This window comes from Bacteriovorax sp. As-1 (assembly GCF_058446905.1).
The window spans coordinates 2,631,229-2,647,410 of the sequence record NZ_CP184341.1 but is presented as its reverse complement, the minus strand read 5'-3'; the positions used below and the strand labels follow the sequence as shown (position 1 = coordinate 2,647,410).

Genomic DNA, 16,182 nt, shown 5'->3' with positions numbered 1-16,182 from the left:
CCCCTCTTAAACTTTTAAGGTAAATGACAATTTATCTTCGCTGATACCGTTAACTTTGATGTTCCAGAAATGCTGACCGCTATAATAAGTTCTCGTGGTCACCGGCTTTAGTGGGATATTAAACTCCACCTTCTTTTTGTCTTTAGGAAGAAGCTCGACACTTTTTCCCTTAAAACATTTGATGTTGTGTTTATTGTTGGCCTTAAGCAGATGCACCTCATGGTCCAGGATAACTTTAAGTTTCTTTGCTCCCAGGTTTTGAAACTCGACTTCCACTTTAAGGACTTTTCCCAGGTCCACTTTTTTTGTCAGGATCTTTTGTGAAAGAACTTTCACTTTCCCCGATTCAACCCCGTGGAGTTTAAAGGCCTGAGGATGTCCATTTTTAATCAAAGTCCTGCTCGCGTGACGAATAATCCAGTTGAGATTTTTATCTTCTGCATTTTCTTTTTGCCACTCTAAGAGCTTATTTACCACCATGTCCGGATGGTTTTTTGAATGGTCATTTATATGATTGGCCACAGACTTTCTGACATACTCTTCATCATCATGTTTTAAAACTTCTAAAAGATCCCAAGTGATTGAAGGGTCCTTCACGAAGCTTGAAAGTTTTTGTCCCCACGGCAGTAATGGACGTGAACCTTCGCTCACCAATCGTCTGACGTGCACATTATCGTCTTTCACCCATTTCTTAAAAAACTTGAGTGTCCTTTTTTCATCGGCGAGGAAAAAAGCGCGAACTGCCCACTCTCCGGTAAAAACTTTCGTCATCTCTTTTAAAACGCCCATCGACAGGTCAAATTCATCCAGCCCAAAACGCGCTACATATTCTGTTAGCGGCCAGACTGAAAAACCTGAAAGACCAATGGTGTCTTTATCATTTTGCTGAATCGCCCCCTCTAAAATCTTCAGGGATTTTTTCTGATCGGCAGGCAGATTTTCTTTGAGTCTCATCGCCACGAAAATCACACGCTCTTTTAGTTCAAGTGGTGCAAGCTCACTGGCAATGTCTTTAAGAAATTTTTTTTGGTTGAAGTCAGGATAGTTTCTGGCAATCGCTTTCGCAGTTTGTGAAACAACCTTCTCATTTATCATATTCTTGAATGGTTCCATAGTGGCTAAATTATAGTAGAGAAAAAAGTGTACGCAAAACGGGGTGCACAATATTGCTTTGAGCTCTTTCTTAAATTGAACGCCATCCAATCGCATGTTAAAAATTTTCTAACAACAACTGGAGATTCTTTTTATGAAAAAAACTTTCTTCCTCTCTCTTCTTATGGCCCTTTCACTTAAAGTCGTAGCTGAATCCATCGACACCATTCCTGAGCGTGGAGAACTTGGCAGCCAGGTAAAAGTTGTGATGTACGGCGATTATCAATGCCCATTCTCTGCACGCGGAAATAAAACGATCAACGAAATGTCAGCTGACATTAGAAACGACTTCTCTTTTAGCATGCGCCACTTTCCATTGGAGTTCCATGAGTATGCACGCTACGCTCACAAAGGATCGATTTGTGCCAAGGAACAAGGGAAATTCTGGGAAATGCACGATGCTCTTTTCAACATTAAATACGGAAGCTTTAATCCTAAAACTATTGATGGACTTGTAACAAAACTTGATTTAAATCTACCGGCATTCAAAAAGTGTATGACATCCAAAGAGGCCGAAGCCATTCTCAACCGAGACATGGAAGAGGCAAAAAAGCTCAAGATTTCAGCAACACCGACTTTTGTTATTATAGGACCTAAAGGACAAAAAATATTAGCAGGCGCTTACCCGGCCGAAGAATTCAAGAAGGCCATGAAAGAGGTCCTGGATTAACTAAAATGGAATGAGATGATTATCAAAGAGTATGTAGAAAACCTGTATCAAGCCACCGGGCTCCTTTCATCTTTTGAAAGACGTAAGGGCCTGGTGATTGAAATGCAGAACCTCGAAAACCAAACTATTCACTGTTTCACTTGCCCCGGCACCTGCTGTACATCACAGGCCAACTCCATGCAGATCACTCCGATCGAAGCCCTGGAGATCTTAGCTTCCCTCAATATCGACACCCTCTCAAAAGAAGAAATCAACGACCTTAAAAAACGCATGCAAGACAATATCCAGTCTTACCGTTTAAATGTCGAAATCTATACTGGAAAAAAGCACTCACAAGACCTGCGCAAAACATACACGTGTCCTTTTTTTATGAATGGCTCTAAAGGCTGCGGAATTTCCCGCGGCTCTAAACCTTACGGCTGCCTGGGATTTAATCCAAAAGTCAGTGAGGACAATGGAAAATCTTGTTCATCCAATATTCCACTGCTTTCTGAACGCGATGATTGTTTTTTAGAAAAAGAAAACCTGGCCAATCAAAAGATTAGAGATGAGTTAAAAATTTATTGGGGAAAATTGACAATACCTCAAGCGCTCTTGGATATTCTGAATAAATTGTATGCTTAAAAAATAGAAGGAGGAGGTGTCCCTGCTAACCTCCCCCCTATATGCTAAAAGTGTTTTAGTTAAAAAACTACTTTGTCGCTGCTTCTGTCGTCGCTGGTGCGCTAAGTTTTTCTTTTACGCATGACTTAAGTTCTTTTTTAGTTTTCCCTTCAGCTTTACAAGCTTCAACTGCAGCTTTTCTAGCTTCTTTGTTAGCGTGAGCTTTTGTTCCAGCGAATGATGCTGTAGATAGAGTAAGTGCAAGTGCCATTAGAAGTGCGTTTCTCATAAAAATCTCCTTTTAGATTTAAGTCTTAAAACCATTAACGTTTTTGTTGAATGATTTTGTTCTATGGACTCATGATCACATGGGAGAATTAAAGAAAGATTTAAAAGAGATTAATAAATTTTAATCTCTTTTAAATCTTATATTTATGAATGAATTCAATTGGTTAGGGTCAGAGTAGGATGCCTTTTAGAAATAGGCTCGCCACTGTAAAATAAATGACTAGACCAGTTACATCGACTAATGTCGCGACAAATGGTGCGGATGAAGTCGCAGGATCGAGTCCAATTCTTCTTAAGAAAAACGGAAGCATTGATCCAGCAAGAGTTCCCCAGAGAACAATCCCTACTAAACTGAATGAAACAGAAAGCGCCACTAACATATAGTGCTCTCCATAGAGAGTTTCTTTTCCTGGCCATAGTAAAATTCTTAAAAGACCAATTAAACCCAGGATCACACCTAAGCTTAATCCAGAAATTAATTCGCGAGAAAAAACTCTCCACCAGTCTTTTAAACGAACTTCACCCAGTGCCATCGCACGAATGATAAGTGTTGTTGCTTGAGAACCAGAGTTACCGCCTGAAGAAATAACCAGCGGGATAAAAAGAGCAAGAACAACTGCTTTAGCAATATCGTGCTCGTAGTGGCTCATAGCTGTTGCCGTAAACATCTCACCGATGAATAAGGCCATCAGCCATCCGGCGCGCTTTTTAATCATTGAGGGAAGACTGATATCAAGGTACGGCTCACCTAGAGCTTCCATACCCCCGATCTTGTGAATATCTTCTGTCGCTTCTTCCTCGATAACTTCAACCACGTCATCTACGGTAATGATCCCTTTCATTACGTTGTTTTCATCTACAACGGGAATGGCCAGGAAGTTGTGGTTAGAGAATGTTTTTGAAATGGATTCCTGGTCTTCATCCTGAAGGACTGTGACCAGGTCAGTGTTCATATTTTCCTGAACTGTGCTTCCCGCTTTTGCCAGGAAAAGTTCACGCAGGGAAATAACTCCAAGAAGCATCTGAGTTCTGTCTAAAACGTAAGCGTAATAAATGGTTTCAATTTGTGACTTCGATTGAGCGCGCAGGTAACGGATCGCCTCCTCTACTGTCATTTCCGGACGAAGACGGGCAAAACGAGAGTTCATCAAACCCCCGGCCTCATCTTCCGCGTAAGCAAGAAGGGCCTTTACTTCTACAAGTGTAGCGTAATCCAGGTAACGAAGAGCTTCGGCCTGAGTTTCTTCACCCAGGTTCTGAATTAAATCGGCAATATCATCCGGGGCCAGAAGTCTGATCCAAGAACGTTTCTCCCCATGAGGGATTTGTTCAAAAATTTCTGCCTGGTAATCGCTGGAAAGGTTAATGAAGAGTTCTTCCTGGTCAATGCGACCAAGCATTCCAAAAACTTCTTCACGCTGAGCGTGCGTCAGCGTCTGCCAGTTATCCAGCAAGTTTTCCAGTGAGAAATCGTCGTTGAGAAGAGTTGTTTCCATTTAAGCACCATAGTATCAAAGTCAGTCGGTGAATCTTAAGTGGAGTTTAGAGTCTGATGGTTAGTTAGGCCTTACACTCCACTGAGCTTTTCAATGCAAATGTTCCCTTGGGATCTTCGTCCATTTTCTTAGCCTCAGTTAGTGTTAGTAATATTTATGCAAAATCTAATCTCACTCTTTCTAAATGGCAAACACTTTTATAAGATCCGCCGCCTATGAGTAAAAAAAACAGACTCAATACTGCTGGGAAAATTCAGGAACACCTGAAAGATTTGAACCGCTGGAGCCTCTACAAAAAAGGAATGTGCGAGACCTGCGAAGGCCTCTGCTGTTACATGCCCGTAGAAATTAAAACCGCAGACCTGATTCGCATGGGAATCCTAGATGAGTTTCATTTAGAATTGTCATTAAAGGAACAAATTAAAGAGGCCTTAAAACATCCCGGGGTCACCCGCTACACGCCTTCGACAGAAAAATTCACCCTGGCCCAAAAGCCAGACAGCTCGTGCTTTTTCCTGGACGCTAATAAAAGATGCACCATCTATGGAGAGCGCCCGGACACCTGCCGCAATCACCCTAAGATCGGACCCCGTCCCAATTATTGCGCTTACATGAAAAAAGAGAATTAAGAGTTTTTGTACTTATCACGGCAAGCCTCGGCCTTGGTCTTGTATGCTTTTTCCTGGGCCAGGTTCCCCTGACTTCTGGCGGCCATAGCCATTAATCGGTAATAAAGAAAACGATAGCGGTTTGAGATTTCTGTTTCAGGCAAGGCCAACAGTTCTTTTTCTACAGCTTCAAACTCAAAGGCCAGCAGTCTATCGACTTGCTCCAGAGCTTTTTTACTTTCCACTGGTGACTTCAAATCTTTTAAGAAAGACTCCATCGCCTCTTTAAATTGAACTTCTTTCACGATAACCGGTTCTTTCAAGGCCTTATCAAATTGCTCTTCGACAATGAGCCTTCCATAAAAACGCCCGTCCCAAACTAAAAGTGACTTAATGTATTCCGGGTCGCTGATGGTTTCTTAAGCGCCACCACAAATCTTGCAGGCACTTAGTTTTTTATCTCCAGTCATTTCTCCAAAGCAACACTCTTCACAGGCCGACGTCACCTCCATATCATCCGGGTGGTGAAAGTAGCGGATGTTGTGAAGCAGTTCATGGAAGACCACTCCCTGAAAGAACGCAGGCTTTTCTTTGAATTCTTTATTGCCCATATTTGAAAGATAAATATAAGGGTGCCTGCGAGAAGAACCTGGACTTGACCCAATGGCATAGGCCGTATCAGGAAGAGGTTTATCGCACTCGAGTTTTGAGAGATTTGACCTATTAGAAAGAAGTTTCTGAAAAGACTCCAGGTCTCTTTTAACATTTTCTCCGCGCTCTTCGCGTTTCATGCAAGAGAGCCCTCTCACTAACATCTTCTGAAAAATAACTGCGATTTCTTTTTGCGGGTAAAGCTTAAAACAGCTTTGATCAACCGCAATTCCCAGCCCCAATTCATAATAACCTTGGGCATTTTTCTTAGAGACTAAGGCTTTGGAATCCAGGACAAAATCAAAACCCAGGGATTTTAACATCTCCTCATCGCTCTGGCCTTGAGCATAGATAGCTGTCGTACTTAAAAAGTAACTAAGGATAAGGGCCATAAAAGGGTGTTTAAACGTCCAAAACATGATTTCTTTTCGGCTTTATTTTCAATATCTTAACCATTCTTTAGAGGGCGACTTAAATCATTAAAATTTCTTTCAGAGGGCCATTTTAAAACCCTTCGCTTTGAGCTAATGTGCCCCCATATGGAAAACAAGCGCGATTTTATTTTTGTCCAAGGGCCAAACTACCACATTCAAAGAAGACGTGAGATTCTCGCACGCCATCCTGAAGTCAGAGATCTTTACGGGCCGTATAGACTGTCTGCTCTTTATATTGTCCTTGTTGTTTCATTTCAATTTGCGATTGCTTATTTGCTAAGAGACCAGGCCTGGTGGGTTATCGGTCTTGTGGCTTATCTTGTTGGAGCTTTCGCCAATCACTCTCTTTACGTCATGATCCACGAGTGCACGCACAACGTGGTTTTAAAATCTGCTTTCGGGAATAAAGTGATGGGAATCGTTTGCGACTTCCCTCTTGTTCTTCCTTCTGCAATGGGCTTTAGAAAATATCACATGATTCACCACAAGCACCTAGGTGAATACTCATATGACCCGGATATCGTCAGCTACAGAGAAGGTCACTTCATTGGAAACTCTGCCATCATGAAAGCACTATGGCTGATGTTCTTCTCTCTTTCTCAAGCGCTTCGTCCGCTAAAAGTAAAATTCTACAAGCCTCTCAACGTATGGATGGTGATTAATGGATTAGTGAACGTTGCTATCAACGTTGCAATCTATGTGTACGTAGGCCCTGCTGCCTTCTGGTATCTTGCCTTCTCAACTCTCTTTGCTCTAGGCCTTCACCCATTGGGAGGAAGATGGATTCAAGAGCACTTCATTACAAAAGAAGGGCAAGAGACATACAGCTACTACGGACCACTTAATAAACTTTGCTTCAATATGGGTTACCACAATGAACACCACGACTTCATGAACGTGGCGTGGATCAACCAACCAAAAATCAAAAAGGCCGCACCAGAATTTTACGATTCGCTGGCAAGCTACGATTCATGGACAAAGGTTCTGTTTAATTTCTTATTCAACAAGAAGATGGACTCATTCACTAGAATGGTTCACCCAGACCGCCACCCAAAGGCCGCTGTTGATAACGAAAAGATTCTTTATTCTAAAGAAGTGATAGAAACTTTTTACTAAGTCTCAAAAAATCATAGTCCCCCTCCTCTATATTACCATTGGTAATTTATTTCCCAGGATCTATTTTCCTAATATTCATTTAATATAACTAAAAATTAATTAAATAATGTAGTGTTTAACATAAAACTAAAAGATATCAGTAGGTAAATTATGAAAATACTCATTATCACTTTGCTCATTCCTTTCTCTCTAATGGCCCAAACAGCAGGAGAAGTAGAAGCATATATTGAAAAAATCAGAAGTACATATAGACCACAGACCTTTGAAGGAGACAAAGAACCATTAACTCTTGCTTCCAGTAGTGATCAGAATAATATTTTTCTAGGAGTTGATTCAGATGGAGATGGCGTTCGCGATGATTTAGAGGTTTTTATTAATAGAAACTTCAAATATGATTATGAACGTGAGATTTATAAAGAAATTGCTAGAAAATCTTTAATTGCATTAAAGCAAGATATAGATAAGAAGAGTCGGGATCAGTTAGAGGAAATTATGTCGGCGACTTTAAATGCGCAGGGATGCTTTAATTATTTAATTAGTTATGGATATATGAAAAATGAAACAGAGTACAGAGAAGGTCGATTTTTTGTTTCAAGTTTAGTTTTCTCAGGAGAAGCTAGGTATAATTTTTGGGAAAAATATATGAAAAAGATCCGATCATATAGATCAGATGGCGGCACAGTAGATAAATTATTTTCTTATTGCCCTCAATATATTAAGAAAAAATATCCATTGCCAAAGAACTTAAAAAAATAGCTTGAATCTTTTCAATGAAAAAAGCTCTCTTAATAAGAGAGCCTTTTTTATTTCAACTACAGTAGTTTAAACGAATAAGTCGTGGTCCAAGCCATCTTCAAACTGCCAGTGCACTTGCCTGTATACAGTGTTTAATAAGAAGTATTCTGGAGCTATATTGGAATCATGGAAAAAAGAGTAAATATGAATGACGGTTAATGTGAGCAAATATTTTATAATTAAATCCCATTTCTAAGTTTAACAATTTTCCATCTTTCACCTTTCCATTAAGTAAGTAAGAATTTAAATCTTTTTCATTTTTTGCAAGAAAATATTCTTCAGCGCAATTTTTTCCAGCGAGACTTAAAGAAAGATTACAATCATCTTCAGCTAATAAATTCAAAGACAAAATTAATCCAAAGCAGGCTAAAACTATACGATTCCTCATACGTGCTACTCCTCGTTTTATTGCCATGACAAATTATAAGGAATGGAATACTTCTCTTTTTATCAAGAGATGTTCAATGCGAAAAAAAGGTCATAATATCAATAACTTGAAAGGAGTGTGAAAATGTAAAATCAAAAAAGAATATAGCTTAATTCGTGGGCATTGGGGTCAAGAAGGATTTAGATTACAATATTCCAATAAGCTAAATTTCGTGAGGACTACGATGGAAAAACTAAGAGTTGATTACAAGCATATTCTTCTCCCTGCACTTATACTTTTTTTCGCTATTTGCGTCTGCCATCTGCTATTCGGAATTGAACTCCCTTTGATTCCTGCTGTAATTATAACAATCGGAGCTTTTACTTTCACGGCAACAATTTTGTATTTCGCTTCCCGTTTATATTTTTCAAGAGAAGGATGTCTTTTCAAAAATATTCGAGGAGAAGAATTCTTTATAAAATGGGAAGACATGAAATTACAAATAAGAGAAAAAAAATGCTAAGGACAAAAGTTATTTCATTTCTTTTGGGCCTAATTCTTTCTCATATTTAGTTGGTGTAATGCATAGAAAAAGTTTTTTTATATTAGCAGAGAAATATGCACCTAAAGATCATCCAATCAGAAGAATCTTAAGTAACTATATTGAAGATTATGGATATAAACCCTAATCAACGGCTTTACAAAACGGCATCTGCTCCAAATGCCTCTTAAACCATCCAGTCAACAGCACTCTTCCGCGCTTATCATTCTGGCGAAGTGGTCCCCAAAGAAGAATGCGCTTACCAAAAAGCTGGCCTTTTAAATCGCGACGAAGAAGTTTTCCCGAATGTGCCGGTGCTCCTTTAATTTGCCAACTCATAAGCTTAACCGCACAACGAAGATGTGCCGCTGGATCAGCAATTTCTTCCGGAGTCAGTCCACACTGCTCTCTTCCCGTTCTTTTAGACAGCTGAACAAGGCCGTAGTTGCCATGCCCACCTTTAGGTGCTTTTGAACGAGCGAGTGGATTAAAAGCACTTTCTGCGCGCGTGAGACCGGAAAAGAAAACGACCCAGAAATCTTTTTTGGCCTCAAGATCATCTGTCTTATTAAAACCAGGACAGCCCAGCTCCATGAGATCGGCGTGATCTAAATTCTCCGAGAGCATGTTCGAGTTTTCTTTTTGATCCAGCTCAAGTGAGATGGCTTCGTTCCATTCATTGTTCCATGAATGTTTTTTAAATGTGTCGATCTCAACCTTGGCGTGGAGTGATCCACTAAACAAAGCGAGAAGGATGAGGCTTAACTTCATCCTTCCATATTGCCGTAACGCACACTTTTTTGTCTAGTACTTTGAGTTCACGAGCTGAGTGACAGGAAAAGATAGATCGTGGGCCAGGTTTTTATAATCCATTAAGGTTGTCGGGTCCATCGTTGGCTGGCGAGACATGATCCAGAGAGATTTTCTGTTGGTTGAGCCTACCATGACAGTGTCATAACCTTCGCCTAATTTAATAATCACGTAATCACCTTTCACGCGAAATAGTCTCGTCCAGAAATTATCAAAAGTGACAACTAATCGAGCGTTATTGGGAGCATCCTGGATCACTCCTTTTCCTCTGATGTCTTTGGTTTTTCCATTTTCTTTGTAACAAACATTGTGAACACTGATTGTTTTTTCATTCACAATTCCATACTCGGCAGTTTGACCTTCGCAATTGCGAGTAAAAAATTGAGGAAGAGAAGAAATCACATACCACTTACCAATATAGCGGGCCACATCCACATCTTTAGCGGTTGGCAAAGGAGCTGGCTTGAGCGGGACATCAACAGCAAAAAGATTAAAGGAAAACAATAATCCTGAAATTAAAAACAGTGCTCTCATAAACTCCTCCCAAAAAGCTATAGCCCATTAACTATAGATTCAAGAGCAAGATAGATGCCATCGTAGTTGTCGCTTCCAGGAATGTGGATAAAGGTCGCAGCTGTTTTTTTATTATGGTTATAGAGCAATGTTTTATAAAGCAAATGATTGCAAACATACTCCCCTGCCGACGTTGAAACTTTCATTGGAGTATTGGCCTCTTCTGCTAAAGTAAGAATCCTCTCCACTGGAATTGTCGTGAATAATCCATCAGGTGAGTCTTCTTCAATTTTAGATGAAAGAATTTGCACTCCATCATTGTCAGGAATGCGGGCATCCACCCAATTAATTCCAATGCGCTCAACCGTCAGAACGCTTCTGTTTTTTGCAAGACCTGTCATCACAATGAGGTCGGGGCAAAATTCATCACTCACTTTTTTTAAAGTGGCAAATGCGCCATCAAAAGTCACAGGAAGAACCACGCCTTTAAGTTCGCGAGAGGAACTTCGTAGAGGCATTGATCTTGCTATCATCCAATTAACCCAGTCACCTGATGGGTTGGTTTTGTCCTGATCAAATGGTTCGAAACCAGCTATTAAAATTTTTTTCAAGAGGAGATCCCTTAATTGATTACTTAACGCTTGTAGTAATTAGAGTTCCTTGACCAATGCCACGAAAGTGTCTAAAACAATGGCCCCCACACTCGGAGACAACGCACAATGAAAATTTTTTTCTCTTTTTTTATTTTAACTCTATCCCTTTCAAATCTTCAAGCAGCAGTATGGGAAGACACTCAGTCGTGGTCACTTGAATACGAACAAAAGTATATCGACTGGGTTTCGAGCATCGCCGTTCGTGAAAAAATGTTTACTGATAAAAACTCTCCTTACTACGGAGTAAACACTGATTGCGCAGACACGGCCTACGCTTTCAGGGCCATCTTTGCTTTTGAAAATAAACTTCCCTTTGCCATCACAAACCCATCAGGGTCTCGTGAAACAAGCAAGACACTCAATAACCGCTCTAACAAATTCGATTACGCCGGCCCGGAAAACAAACGAGTTGTGGCACTTATTACAGAAATTGGAGAGAGTGTCGGGACAGAGAACTTGACTCGTTTTGATACATTCCCGGTAGCAATTAAATCAATCTCTCCAGGGTCTCTTTTTACTTACAAGATGAAAGCGAGATTCGGAAAGTTTATCCGTCACGCATACAACATTAAAGGTATCAACCCGGTAGGAACGTTTGATGTTATTTACTCAACACAAGCTAACCACGAAAAGAAAGGTGATCTTCTAAGAAGAAGAGACCGCGAATTTGAAAACCTGCCAAGTGATCCGTGGGGATTTAGAAAATTCAGATGGCCGGAGCACATTGGAAAAGACTTAAGTGTTATTCCAGCGGAGCTTGGACCTTCGAGAGAGCAGTACACTCTCGCTTCACAAATGGATACGAGAACATTCTTTAAATACGTAGCAAAGTCCCTGGCTACAACAACTGAAACATCTGGAGACCGCTTAAATAGATTGTTCAAAGGCGTTTGTCAGGAATCTCAAGCGCGCATTGAATACATCAATGAGGCCCTGGAATTCTTAAAACAAACCAACAACGCTTGTATGGACTACCAGAAGTTTGATGCTTTCTCGACACCAGCTCGCGATGGCGCACTAAAAGAAATGTACCTGAACTTAAAACAAGCTTTTGTAGATGCAAAAACTCAAAACTCGGGTGACCCGCAAATCCTGGCGTTTGCTGATTACATCTTTAACAAAAAAGGTGCCGTTCAAGCTGAACTACAGGCCGCTTGCCCAATCAACTACCGCGCAGGAATGACTATTGATATCGGTACACTTTGGAGTAGAATGGATGCGGGAAGACTTTCAAGTCATCCAAACGATATTGTCACTGTCCGTTGGGGAGAAGTGACAAGCCCATTAACGAAGTGTAAGCGTTGGTACTAATTTGAAGTCGAGAAAGAAGCTCTTACTGATTGTCCTTGCTCTTTTAATTATCGCTAGAGTGGTCATCACGATAGCCGAGAGAAAAAAGCAGCCAGCTGTGGCAGAAGGCCCGGGGCAATCTGATGATGTCGCTTTAGATACGCGCGCCCTTAACCCGGATGCCAATCTTTCTAAAACGCCAGATGAAGCCGTCACTTCTCAACACGCGACTAATAAGGACACCCTTTGCCAGAATCTCAGGTCGCACTACCAGAATTTAAAAGAAATCAAACGCACAGAAAAAACCTCTGTGCGTTTTGTAAATGTTCATAAAAAAGTTGATGGCATCGTCTACCGCATGCGCTTTTTCTACAAAGACGCTGCTGAAAACGAAATCCCGACTTACCTGCTTTACCGCGAAGATCAAAGTGAAGTTGAACACCTGATTGAAACATCTCCTTATAAAAAAGGAGTGAAGTATCAGGAAATCGACAAGGCCCAAGGTTCAATTATCTACACTGAAGAAGGTGTAAATCTGGGAGAAAACCAGGATCTTTTCCTGCATTTTGAAAACAATGAACTCAAAGACCTTCAGGGCCTAAGCCCGATGCTTACTGAAAAAGATTTTATCGAGTGTCGTTTCTAGCAGCCCGTTCCCGCCGGAACTTCAGCTTGATCCTTACAGCTGTAATCGCCTTCTGCGCATGTTAAACGCAGGTGAAAGTGCGTGCTGTGAAGTTTTTCGATGCGAAGTCGTCTTAGGGTTTCCACCGTTTCAACATCCTTCATCAGGTTATTTTTCTTGGCGTACTCACAGAACATTTTTTTAATCGCTTCATCGACAAAGATGCGGCCAACTGGTTTAGAGTGAATCAGGTGCTTAAATAGAGCGAAGTTTCTTTCCAGATAAAAGTTTGCACTCACCTTTCCATTCTTTACAAAATCTTCTTCCCAGTAAGGCGCGTTTTGAGATTGAAGCTTTCCATTTTTTGTTAGGTAAACAATATCGACATCCAAACCATTTTGGTGGCTGGCGTGCTCTTTACAGGCCCCGCCGTTTTTGTTGGCGATATCTCCCACCTGCAGAACTTCGGCTTCCGGATAAGTCTGACGAACGAAATCAGCGGCGTCGCTAATCGTCTCTTGCATGATTGTTGTTCCAAAAAATCTTTGGCGTTGTAAAAAGAGTTTTCTAATCAAAGTCCCTCTTTCCATAATCGACTCGCCATCTTTGAGCTTTCCATCAGAGTAATAACCAATCGCTTCTGAGGCCATAAGAGTTGTCGTATGAAAAAGAACAAGAGCAAGAAGGATTCTTTGAAGCACTGGTCACATCCTGTGATAGAAGTTGAATACTTCTATTTTAAGATGCGGTTAGATTTTTTTCTTTAAGCGGAAAAAAAAACCAGACTATTCTAGTTTTGTTTGCTGAAGAACCAGTCCTGAGGCAGGAGCGAGCCATTTTACAAAATGCGGGTCTTCTTGTTTAAGAGAGTTCTCCAGAGCTAAAAGGGTGAATTCCCCCATTCCTAGTCTGAATAAGGCGCCCATCATCAGCCTGACCTGGCCACGCATAAAGCCCTGAGCTTTAACTTTGAAGCAGTAAGTGTTTTTAGGAAAGAAATTGGCCAGAAGCTCGGTATTTTCGACGATTTCACTTTTTAAGATCTCTCGCTCAAACACAGTTCCAGGTTTTGGCCTATAAGCATAATTGATAAAAGAATGGGTGCCACAAAAGAGCTCTGCTCCCTTTTTCATCACTTCTAAATTGAGCTCTTCACGAATCAAAGTCATAAAGGGCGCACAGAATGGATGCAAGGACTCTTCATTAAAAGCAAAGTAGTAGTGATATTCTTTTTCTTTGGTGTGCGCGAGCATGGTGAAGTGCTCTGGCACTTCTTTAATTTCCAATGCGCGTATATCTGGTGGAAGTTTAGATAACAACTCCTCTAGCTGTTTTTGTTCAACAGCTTCATCAAACATGACCAGGCAGTAATTCTCCATCGCCGACACCATCGCATCAGTCCTGCTCGAGAAACGAGTCTTCACATTAAGGCCTAGGGCCTTTTCCACACGCGCTTGAATGCTCGGGTGCTCAGGTTGTTTCTGCACACCGTGGAAGCGAATGCCTAGGTACTGTAGCTTTATTAAAAATCTTTTTGAGTTCATTTTTTGTATTTAGTTACGTTATACTAATCTTACTTCAAAAAAAGGGAGTGGGCACTCTTGAATTCATTAATTATTTTACTTTGCATTGTCCTCTATTTTATCTTGATCGTCGTGTTTTCACTTTTTAAGAAAACCTCAGAGGGCATCAATAACCCTTATCTCAACTTGATTAAACCTTTAATCCCTTCCTGGAAATTCTACGATGACTTTGAAGAGACAAGACTTCTCTTCTACCGTGCAAAAGTTTCAACAGAAGAAGCTTTTGGAGAATGGGCCCCACTTTATCAAAATCCAAAAGCAAGTTTTAAAAATCTTTTCGTCAACCAGGGAAACTTGATCCTGGCCGCTCAATCCCATGTCCAGCAACTTCTTCATGATATCGAAGTCCACGATGACAAAACCTCGTTTGAAGAAAACCTTTCTTATAAAATCACCAAAAACCTGGTGACCTATGCCATCAGAAAGAAATACACCCAGAATTTCACTTATCAGTTTAAACTGGCCTCAGTTGACTTGATGGCAAGGCCAAAAGATGACATTCTGGTTTCACCTCTTTACGAGGAGATCATCAGTGAATAATCCACAAGACGTTTATACACTTATCGCCCGCTTGATTGGAATCGCTGTCATGTTCCAGTCACTGGAATTTATCAAAATGAAAGACAGCATTTCTGAAAAAGGAATCTGGAGATGGAGTGAGTTAAGAAGGGAATACCTTTTCCTGCCAAAAAGAATGCTCGCTTTTCTTGATTGGATCATGCCTGAAAAACGTTTTATGGAAATGATGACCATTCGCTTCTACACGGCCATCCTGGCGATTATCTATCCCTACTTCTTTGTCATTTTTTTTATTCTTTTCTTCACCACTTTCCTGATCACTCTGCGCTGGAGAGGGTCTTTTAATGGTGGAAGCGATTATCTAACTTTGATTATTCTGCTGTGTCTTTGCATCGGCTACTTCAGTCCACTTTTAGCGAAGGCCGCCCTTTGGTACATCACTCTCCAGGTTATCAGCTCTTATTTTTTAGCTGGTCTCTATAAAGTGAAAGAATACAAATGGCGCTTAGGGACTGCTATTTATGGATTCATCTCTTCACCTAATTATAAAACACCACGTTTTATCCTGGAAAAAAGTAAAGACCCTGCCTGGGCAAAAACCATTGCTTGGTCGGTGATTCTTTTTGAGCTTTCATTTCCTTTGGTTCTCGCCACACCAATGCTCACGAAAGCGTATCTGATTGCAGGAGTGCTATTTCACTTAGGGAATTTTTTAGTCTTTGGATTAAATAGATTCTTCTGGGTATGGAGTGCGAGTTACCCCGCACTCTATTATTGCAGCTTAAAAGCGTAATTACTTAGTGAAGATTAAAGAGAGTTCAAATACGCGAGACTTAAGTGGAGACTTTCTTTCCGTCTTTTGAATCGGCATAGAAAGCGTTGATTCATTTTCTACGACAAACCACTTTTGTCCTGAAGCAAAGTTAAGCGAGATCTTATGAACATCGTTTTCACCTTTTAACAGGTAGTAGTGATATTCAGAAACCTGGAATCCTTCAAATCTTACGTTCGCAAAAATGTCCCACTCTAAAAGTGACTCACTTTCATTTGTCAGCTCTGGATCAAATGAGCTGGCGATAAAGTTAAAGAAGCGCTCATTCCAGGCACGGTCCACTTCTGATTGGATTGCCTGAGGCAGTTCAGCACCCTTAATAAACTTCTGGCACATGAAGAAGTCACCGCGAAGATAACACTGGTATTTATCCTTCACCAGTTCGTTGTAGCGAGCTGTATTAAGGCTTGGGACCAGCTCCACATCACGAACCTGTGAGACTTCTACTTGTTTATAAGTATACATCCCGTCGAGCCTGATAGCTTCGTTGGCGAACGTTGATAATGGGAAAACAATAGTTAAGGCCAAGATTAAATTTTTCATAGAAATTAGTTTAGTCGGCCTAGATTTGAAGAGTCAAGACAAGTCACCTCTCGTTCTGCTATCTTTTACTAACTCTAAGATTGAACCTTAACC

General features: G+C 40.7%; 22 protein-coding genes. 10 read left to right on the top strand and 12 right to left on the bottom strand.

The annotated features are described in order from the left end of the window. Positions 1-6: 6 nt before the first annotated feature. Entirely contained in the window at positions 7-1,113 is a 1,107-nt protein-coding gene (locus ACN20O_RS13460) for a DNA alkylation repair protein (RefSeq protein ID WP_491634441.1), read from the bottom strand. A gap of 133 nt (positions 1,114-1,246) precedes the next feature. Here ACN20O_RS13460 and ACN20O_RS13455 point away from each other — a divergent pair, with 133 nt between their 5' ends. Continuing rightward, complete coding sequence (locus ACN20O_RS13455) at positions 1,247-1,822, top strand: DsbA family protein (protein ID WP_491634440.1); 576 nt, start codon at positions 1,247-1,249, stop codon at positions 1,820-1,822. Positions 1,823-1,837: 15 nt separating this feature from the next. Continuing rightward, positions 1,838-2,446, top strand: coding sequence for a hypothetical protein (locus ACN20O_RS13450; RefSeq protein WP_491634439.1), 609 nt, complete (start codon positions 1,838-1,840; stop codon positions 2,444-2,446). Positions 2,447-2,513: 67 nt separating this feature from the next. Here ACN20O_RS13450 and ACN20O_RS13445 read toward each other — a convergent pair whose 3' ends face one another. Both ACN20O_RS13445 and mgtE read right to left on the bottom strand, forming a co-directional pair. Further along, positions 2,514-2,714 carry a hypothetical protein gene (locus ACN20O_RS13445; RefSeq protein ID WP_142409861.1) on the bottom strand — a complete coding sequence of 67 codons (201 nt, stop codon included), beginning with the start codon at positions 2,712-2,714 and terminating at the stop codon, positions 2,514-2,516. 169 nt (positions 2,715-2,883) lie between these two features. Further along, positions 2,884-4,209 (bottom strand): magnesium transporter, encoded by a 1,326-nt coding sequence (gene mgtE, locus ACN20O_RS13440; protein ID WP_142409862.1) that lies wholly within the window; start codon positions 4,207-4,209, stop codon positions 2,884-2,886. A gap of 215 nt (positions 4,210-4,424) precedes the next feature. On the opposite strand from mgtE, the gene ACN20O_RS13435 reads away from it, so the two are divergent. Beyond that, positions 4,425-4,838 (top strand): YkgJ family cysteine cluster protein, encoded by a 414-nt coding sequence (locus ACN20O_RS13435; RefSeq protein ID WP_142409863.1) that lies wholly within the window; start codon positions 4,425-4,427, stop codon positions 4,836-4,838. Here ACN20O_RS13435 and ACN20O_RS13430 read toward each other — a convergent pair. Both ACN20O_RS13430 and ACN20O_RS13425 read right to left on the bottom strand, forming a co-directional pair. Further along, the gene (locus ACN20O_RS13430; protein WP_491634438.1) at positions 4,835-5,140 is read right to left on the bottom strand and encodes a hypothetical protein; all 306 of its coding nucleotides are present in this window, start codon (positions 5,138-5,140) and stop codon (positions 4,835-4,837) included. The two genes, ACN20O_RS13435 and ACN20O_RS13430, sit on opposite strands and share 4 nt — an antisense overlap. Before the next feature lie 96 nt (positions 5,141-5,236). Continuing rightward, positions 5,237-5,860 (bottom strand): hypothetical protein, encoded by a 624-nt coding sequence (locus ACN20O_RS13425; protein WP_491634437.1) that lies wholly within the window; start codon positions 5,858-5,860, stop codon positions 5,237-5,239. Between the two features lie 147 nt (positions 5,861-6,007). On the opposite strand from ACN20O_RS13425, the gene ACN20O_RS13420 reads away from it, so the two are divergent. Both ACN20O_RS13420 and ACN20O_RS13415 read left to right on the top strand, forming a co-directional pair. Beyond that, positions 6,008-7,018 carry a fatty acid desaturase gene (locus ACN20O_RS13420; protein WP_491634436.1) on the top strand — a complete coding sequence of 337 codons (1,011 nt, stop codon included), beginning with the start codon at positions 6,008-6,010 and terminating at the stop codon, positions 7,016-7,018. Positions 7,019-7,168: 150 nt separating this feature from the next. Next, complete coding sequence (locus ACN20O_RS13415; RefSeq protein WP_491634435.1) at positions 7,169-7,774, top strand: hypothetical protein; 606 nt, start codon at positions 7,169-7,171, stop codon at positions 7,772-7,774. A 163-nt stretch (positions 7,775-7,937) separates the two neighbouring features. On the opposite strand, the gene ACN20O_RS13410 is transcribed toward ACN20O_RS13415, so the two are convergent. Next, positions 7,938-8,228, bottom strand: coding sequence for a hypothetical protein (locus ACN20O_RS13410; protein WP_491634434.1), 291 nt, complete (start codon positions 8,226-8,228; stop codon positions 7,938-7,940). Between the two features lie 196 nt (positions 8,229-8,424). Between ACN20O_RS13410 and ACN20O_RS13405 the strand changes: the two genes are divergently transcribed. Beyond that, complete coding sequence (locus tag ACN20O_RS13405; RefSeq protein ID WP_491634433.1) at positions 8,425-8,703, top strand: hypothetical protein; 279 nt, start codon at positions 8,425-8,427, stop codon at positions 8,701-8,703. Positions 8,704-8,865: 162 nt separating this feature from the next. Here the strand turns inward: ACN20O_RS13405 and ACN20O_RS13400 are convergent, their stop codons facing one another. From ACN20O_RS13400 to ACN20O_RS13390, 3 genes are read right to left on the bottom strand one after another with little or no spacing between them, the layout of a single operon-like run. Then, positions 8,866-9,492: a lytic transglycosylase domain-containing protein gene (locus ACN20O_RS13400; protein WP_491634432.1), complete on the bottom strand. Its 627-nt coding sequence runs from the start codon at positions 9,490-9,492 to the stop codon at positions 8,866-8,868. A gap of 33 nt (positions 9,493-9,525) precedes the next feature. Beyond that, positions 9,526-10,065: a lipocalin family protein gene (locus ACN20O_RS13395; protein ID WP_491634431.1), complete on the bottom strand. Its 540-nt coding sequence runs from the start codon at positions 10,063-10,065 to the stop codon at positions 9,526-9,528. Between the two features lie 17 nt (positions 10,066-10,082). After that, positions 10,083-10,655 carry a pyroglutamyl-peptidase I gene (locus tag ACN20O_RS13390; protein ID WP_491634430.1) on the bottom strand — a complete coding sequence of 191 codons (573 nt, stop codon included), beginning with the start codon at positions 10,653-10,655 and terminating at the stop codon, positions 10,083-10,085. Positions 10,656-10,763: 108 nt separating this feature from the next. Between ACN20O_RS13390 and ACN20O_RS13385 the strand changes: the two genes are divergently transcribed. Both ACN20O_RS13385 and ACN20O_RS13380 read left to right on the top strand, forming a co-directional pair. Continuing rightward, positions 10,764-12,008 carry a hypothetical protein gene (locus tag ACN20O_RS13385; protein ID WP_491634429.1) on the top strand — a complete coding sequence of 415 codons (1,245 nt, stop codon included), beginning with the start codon at positions 10,764-10,766 and terminating at the stop codon, positions 12,006-12,008. 1 nt (position 12,009) lies between these two features. Continuing rightward, positions 12,010-12,633, top strand: coding sequence for a hypothetical protein (locus ACN20O_RS13380; RefSeq protein ID WP_491634428.1), 624 nt, complete (start codon positions 12,010-12,012; stop codon positions 12,631-12,633). On the opposite strand, the gene ACN20O_RS13375 is transcribed toward ACN20O_RS13380, so the two are convergent. Together ACN20O_RS13375 and ACN20O_RS13370 are read right to left on the bottom strand one after the other, a co-directional pair. Next, a complete protein-coding gene (locus tag ACN20O_RS13375; protein ID WP_491634427.1) occupies positions 12,630-13,313 on the bottom strand; it encodes a penicillin-insensitive murein endopeptidase in 684 nt (227 codons plus the stop codon). The genes ACN20O_RS13380 and ACN20O_RS13375 overlap by 4 nt on opposite strands. Before the next feature lie 84 nt (positions 13,314-13,397). Next, positions 13,398-14,156, bottom strand: a complete 759-nt coding sequence (locus tag ACN20O_RS13370) for a tRNA pseudouridine synthase A (protein ID WP_491634426.1) — start codon at positions 14,154-14,156, stop codon at positions 13,398-13,400. Positions 14,157-14,213: 57 nt separating this feature from the next. Between ACN20O_RS13370 and ACN20O_RS13365 the strand changes: the two genes are divergently transcribed. Together ACN20O_RS13365 and ACN20O_RS13360 are read left to right on the top strand one after the other, a co-directional pair. After that, positions 14,214-14,735: a hypothetical protein gene (locus ACN20O_RS13365; RefSeq protein ID WP_491634425.1), complete on the top strand. Its 522-nt coding sequence runs from the start codon at positions 14,214-14,216 to the stop codon at positions 14,733-14,735. Next, positions 14,728-15,507: an HTTM domain-containing protein gene (locus tag ACN20O_RS13360; RefSeq protein ID WP_491634424.1), complete on the top strand. Its 780-nt coding sequence runs from the start codon at positions 14,728-14,730 to the stop codon at positions 15,505-15,507. Before ACN20O_RS13365 ends, ACN20O_RS13360 begins: the two co-directional genes overlap by 8 nt. On the opposite strand, the gene ACN20O_RS13355 is transcribed toward ACN20O_RS13360, so the two are convergent. Then, entirely contained in the window at positions 15,508-16,089 is a 582-nt protein-coding gene (locus tag ACN20O_RS13355; protein ID WP_491634423.1) for a hypothetical protein, read from the bottom strand. Positions 16,090-16,182: the final 93 nt, after the last annotated feature.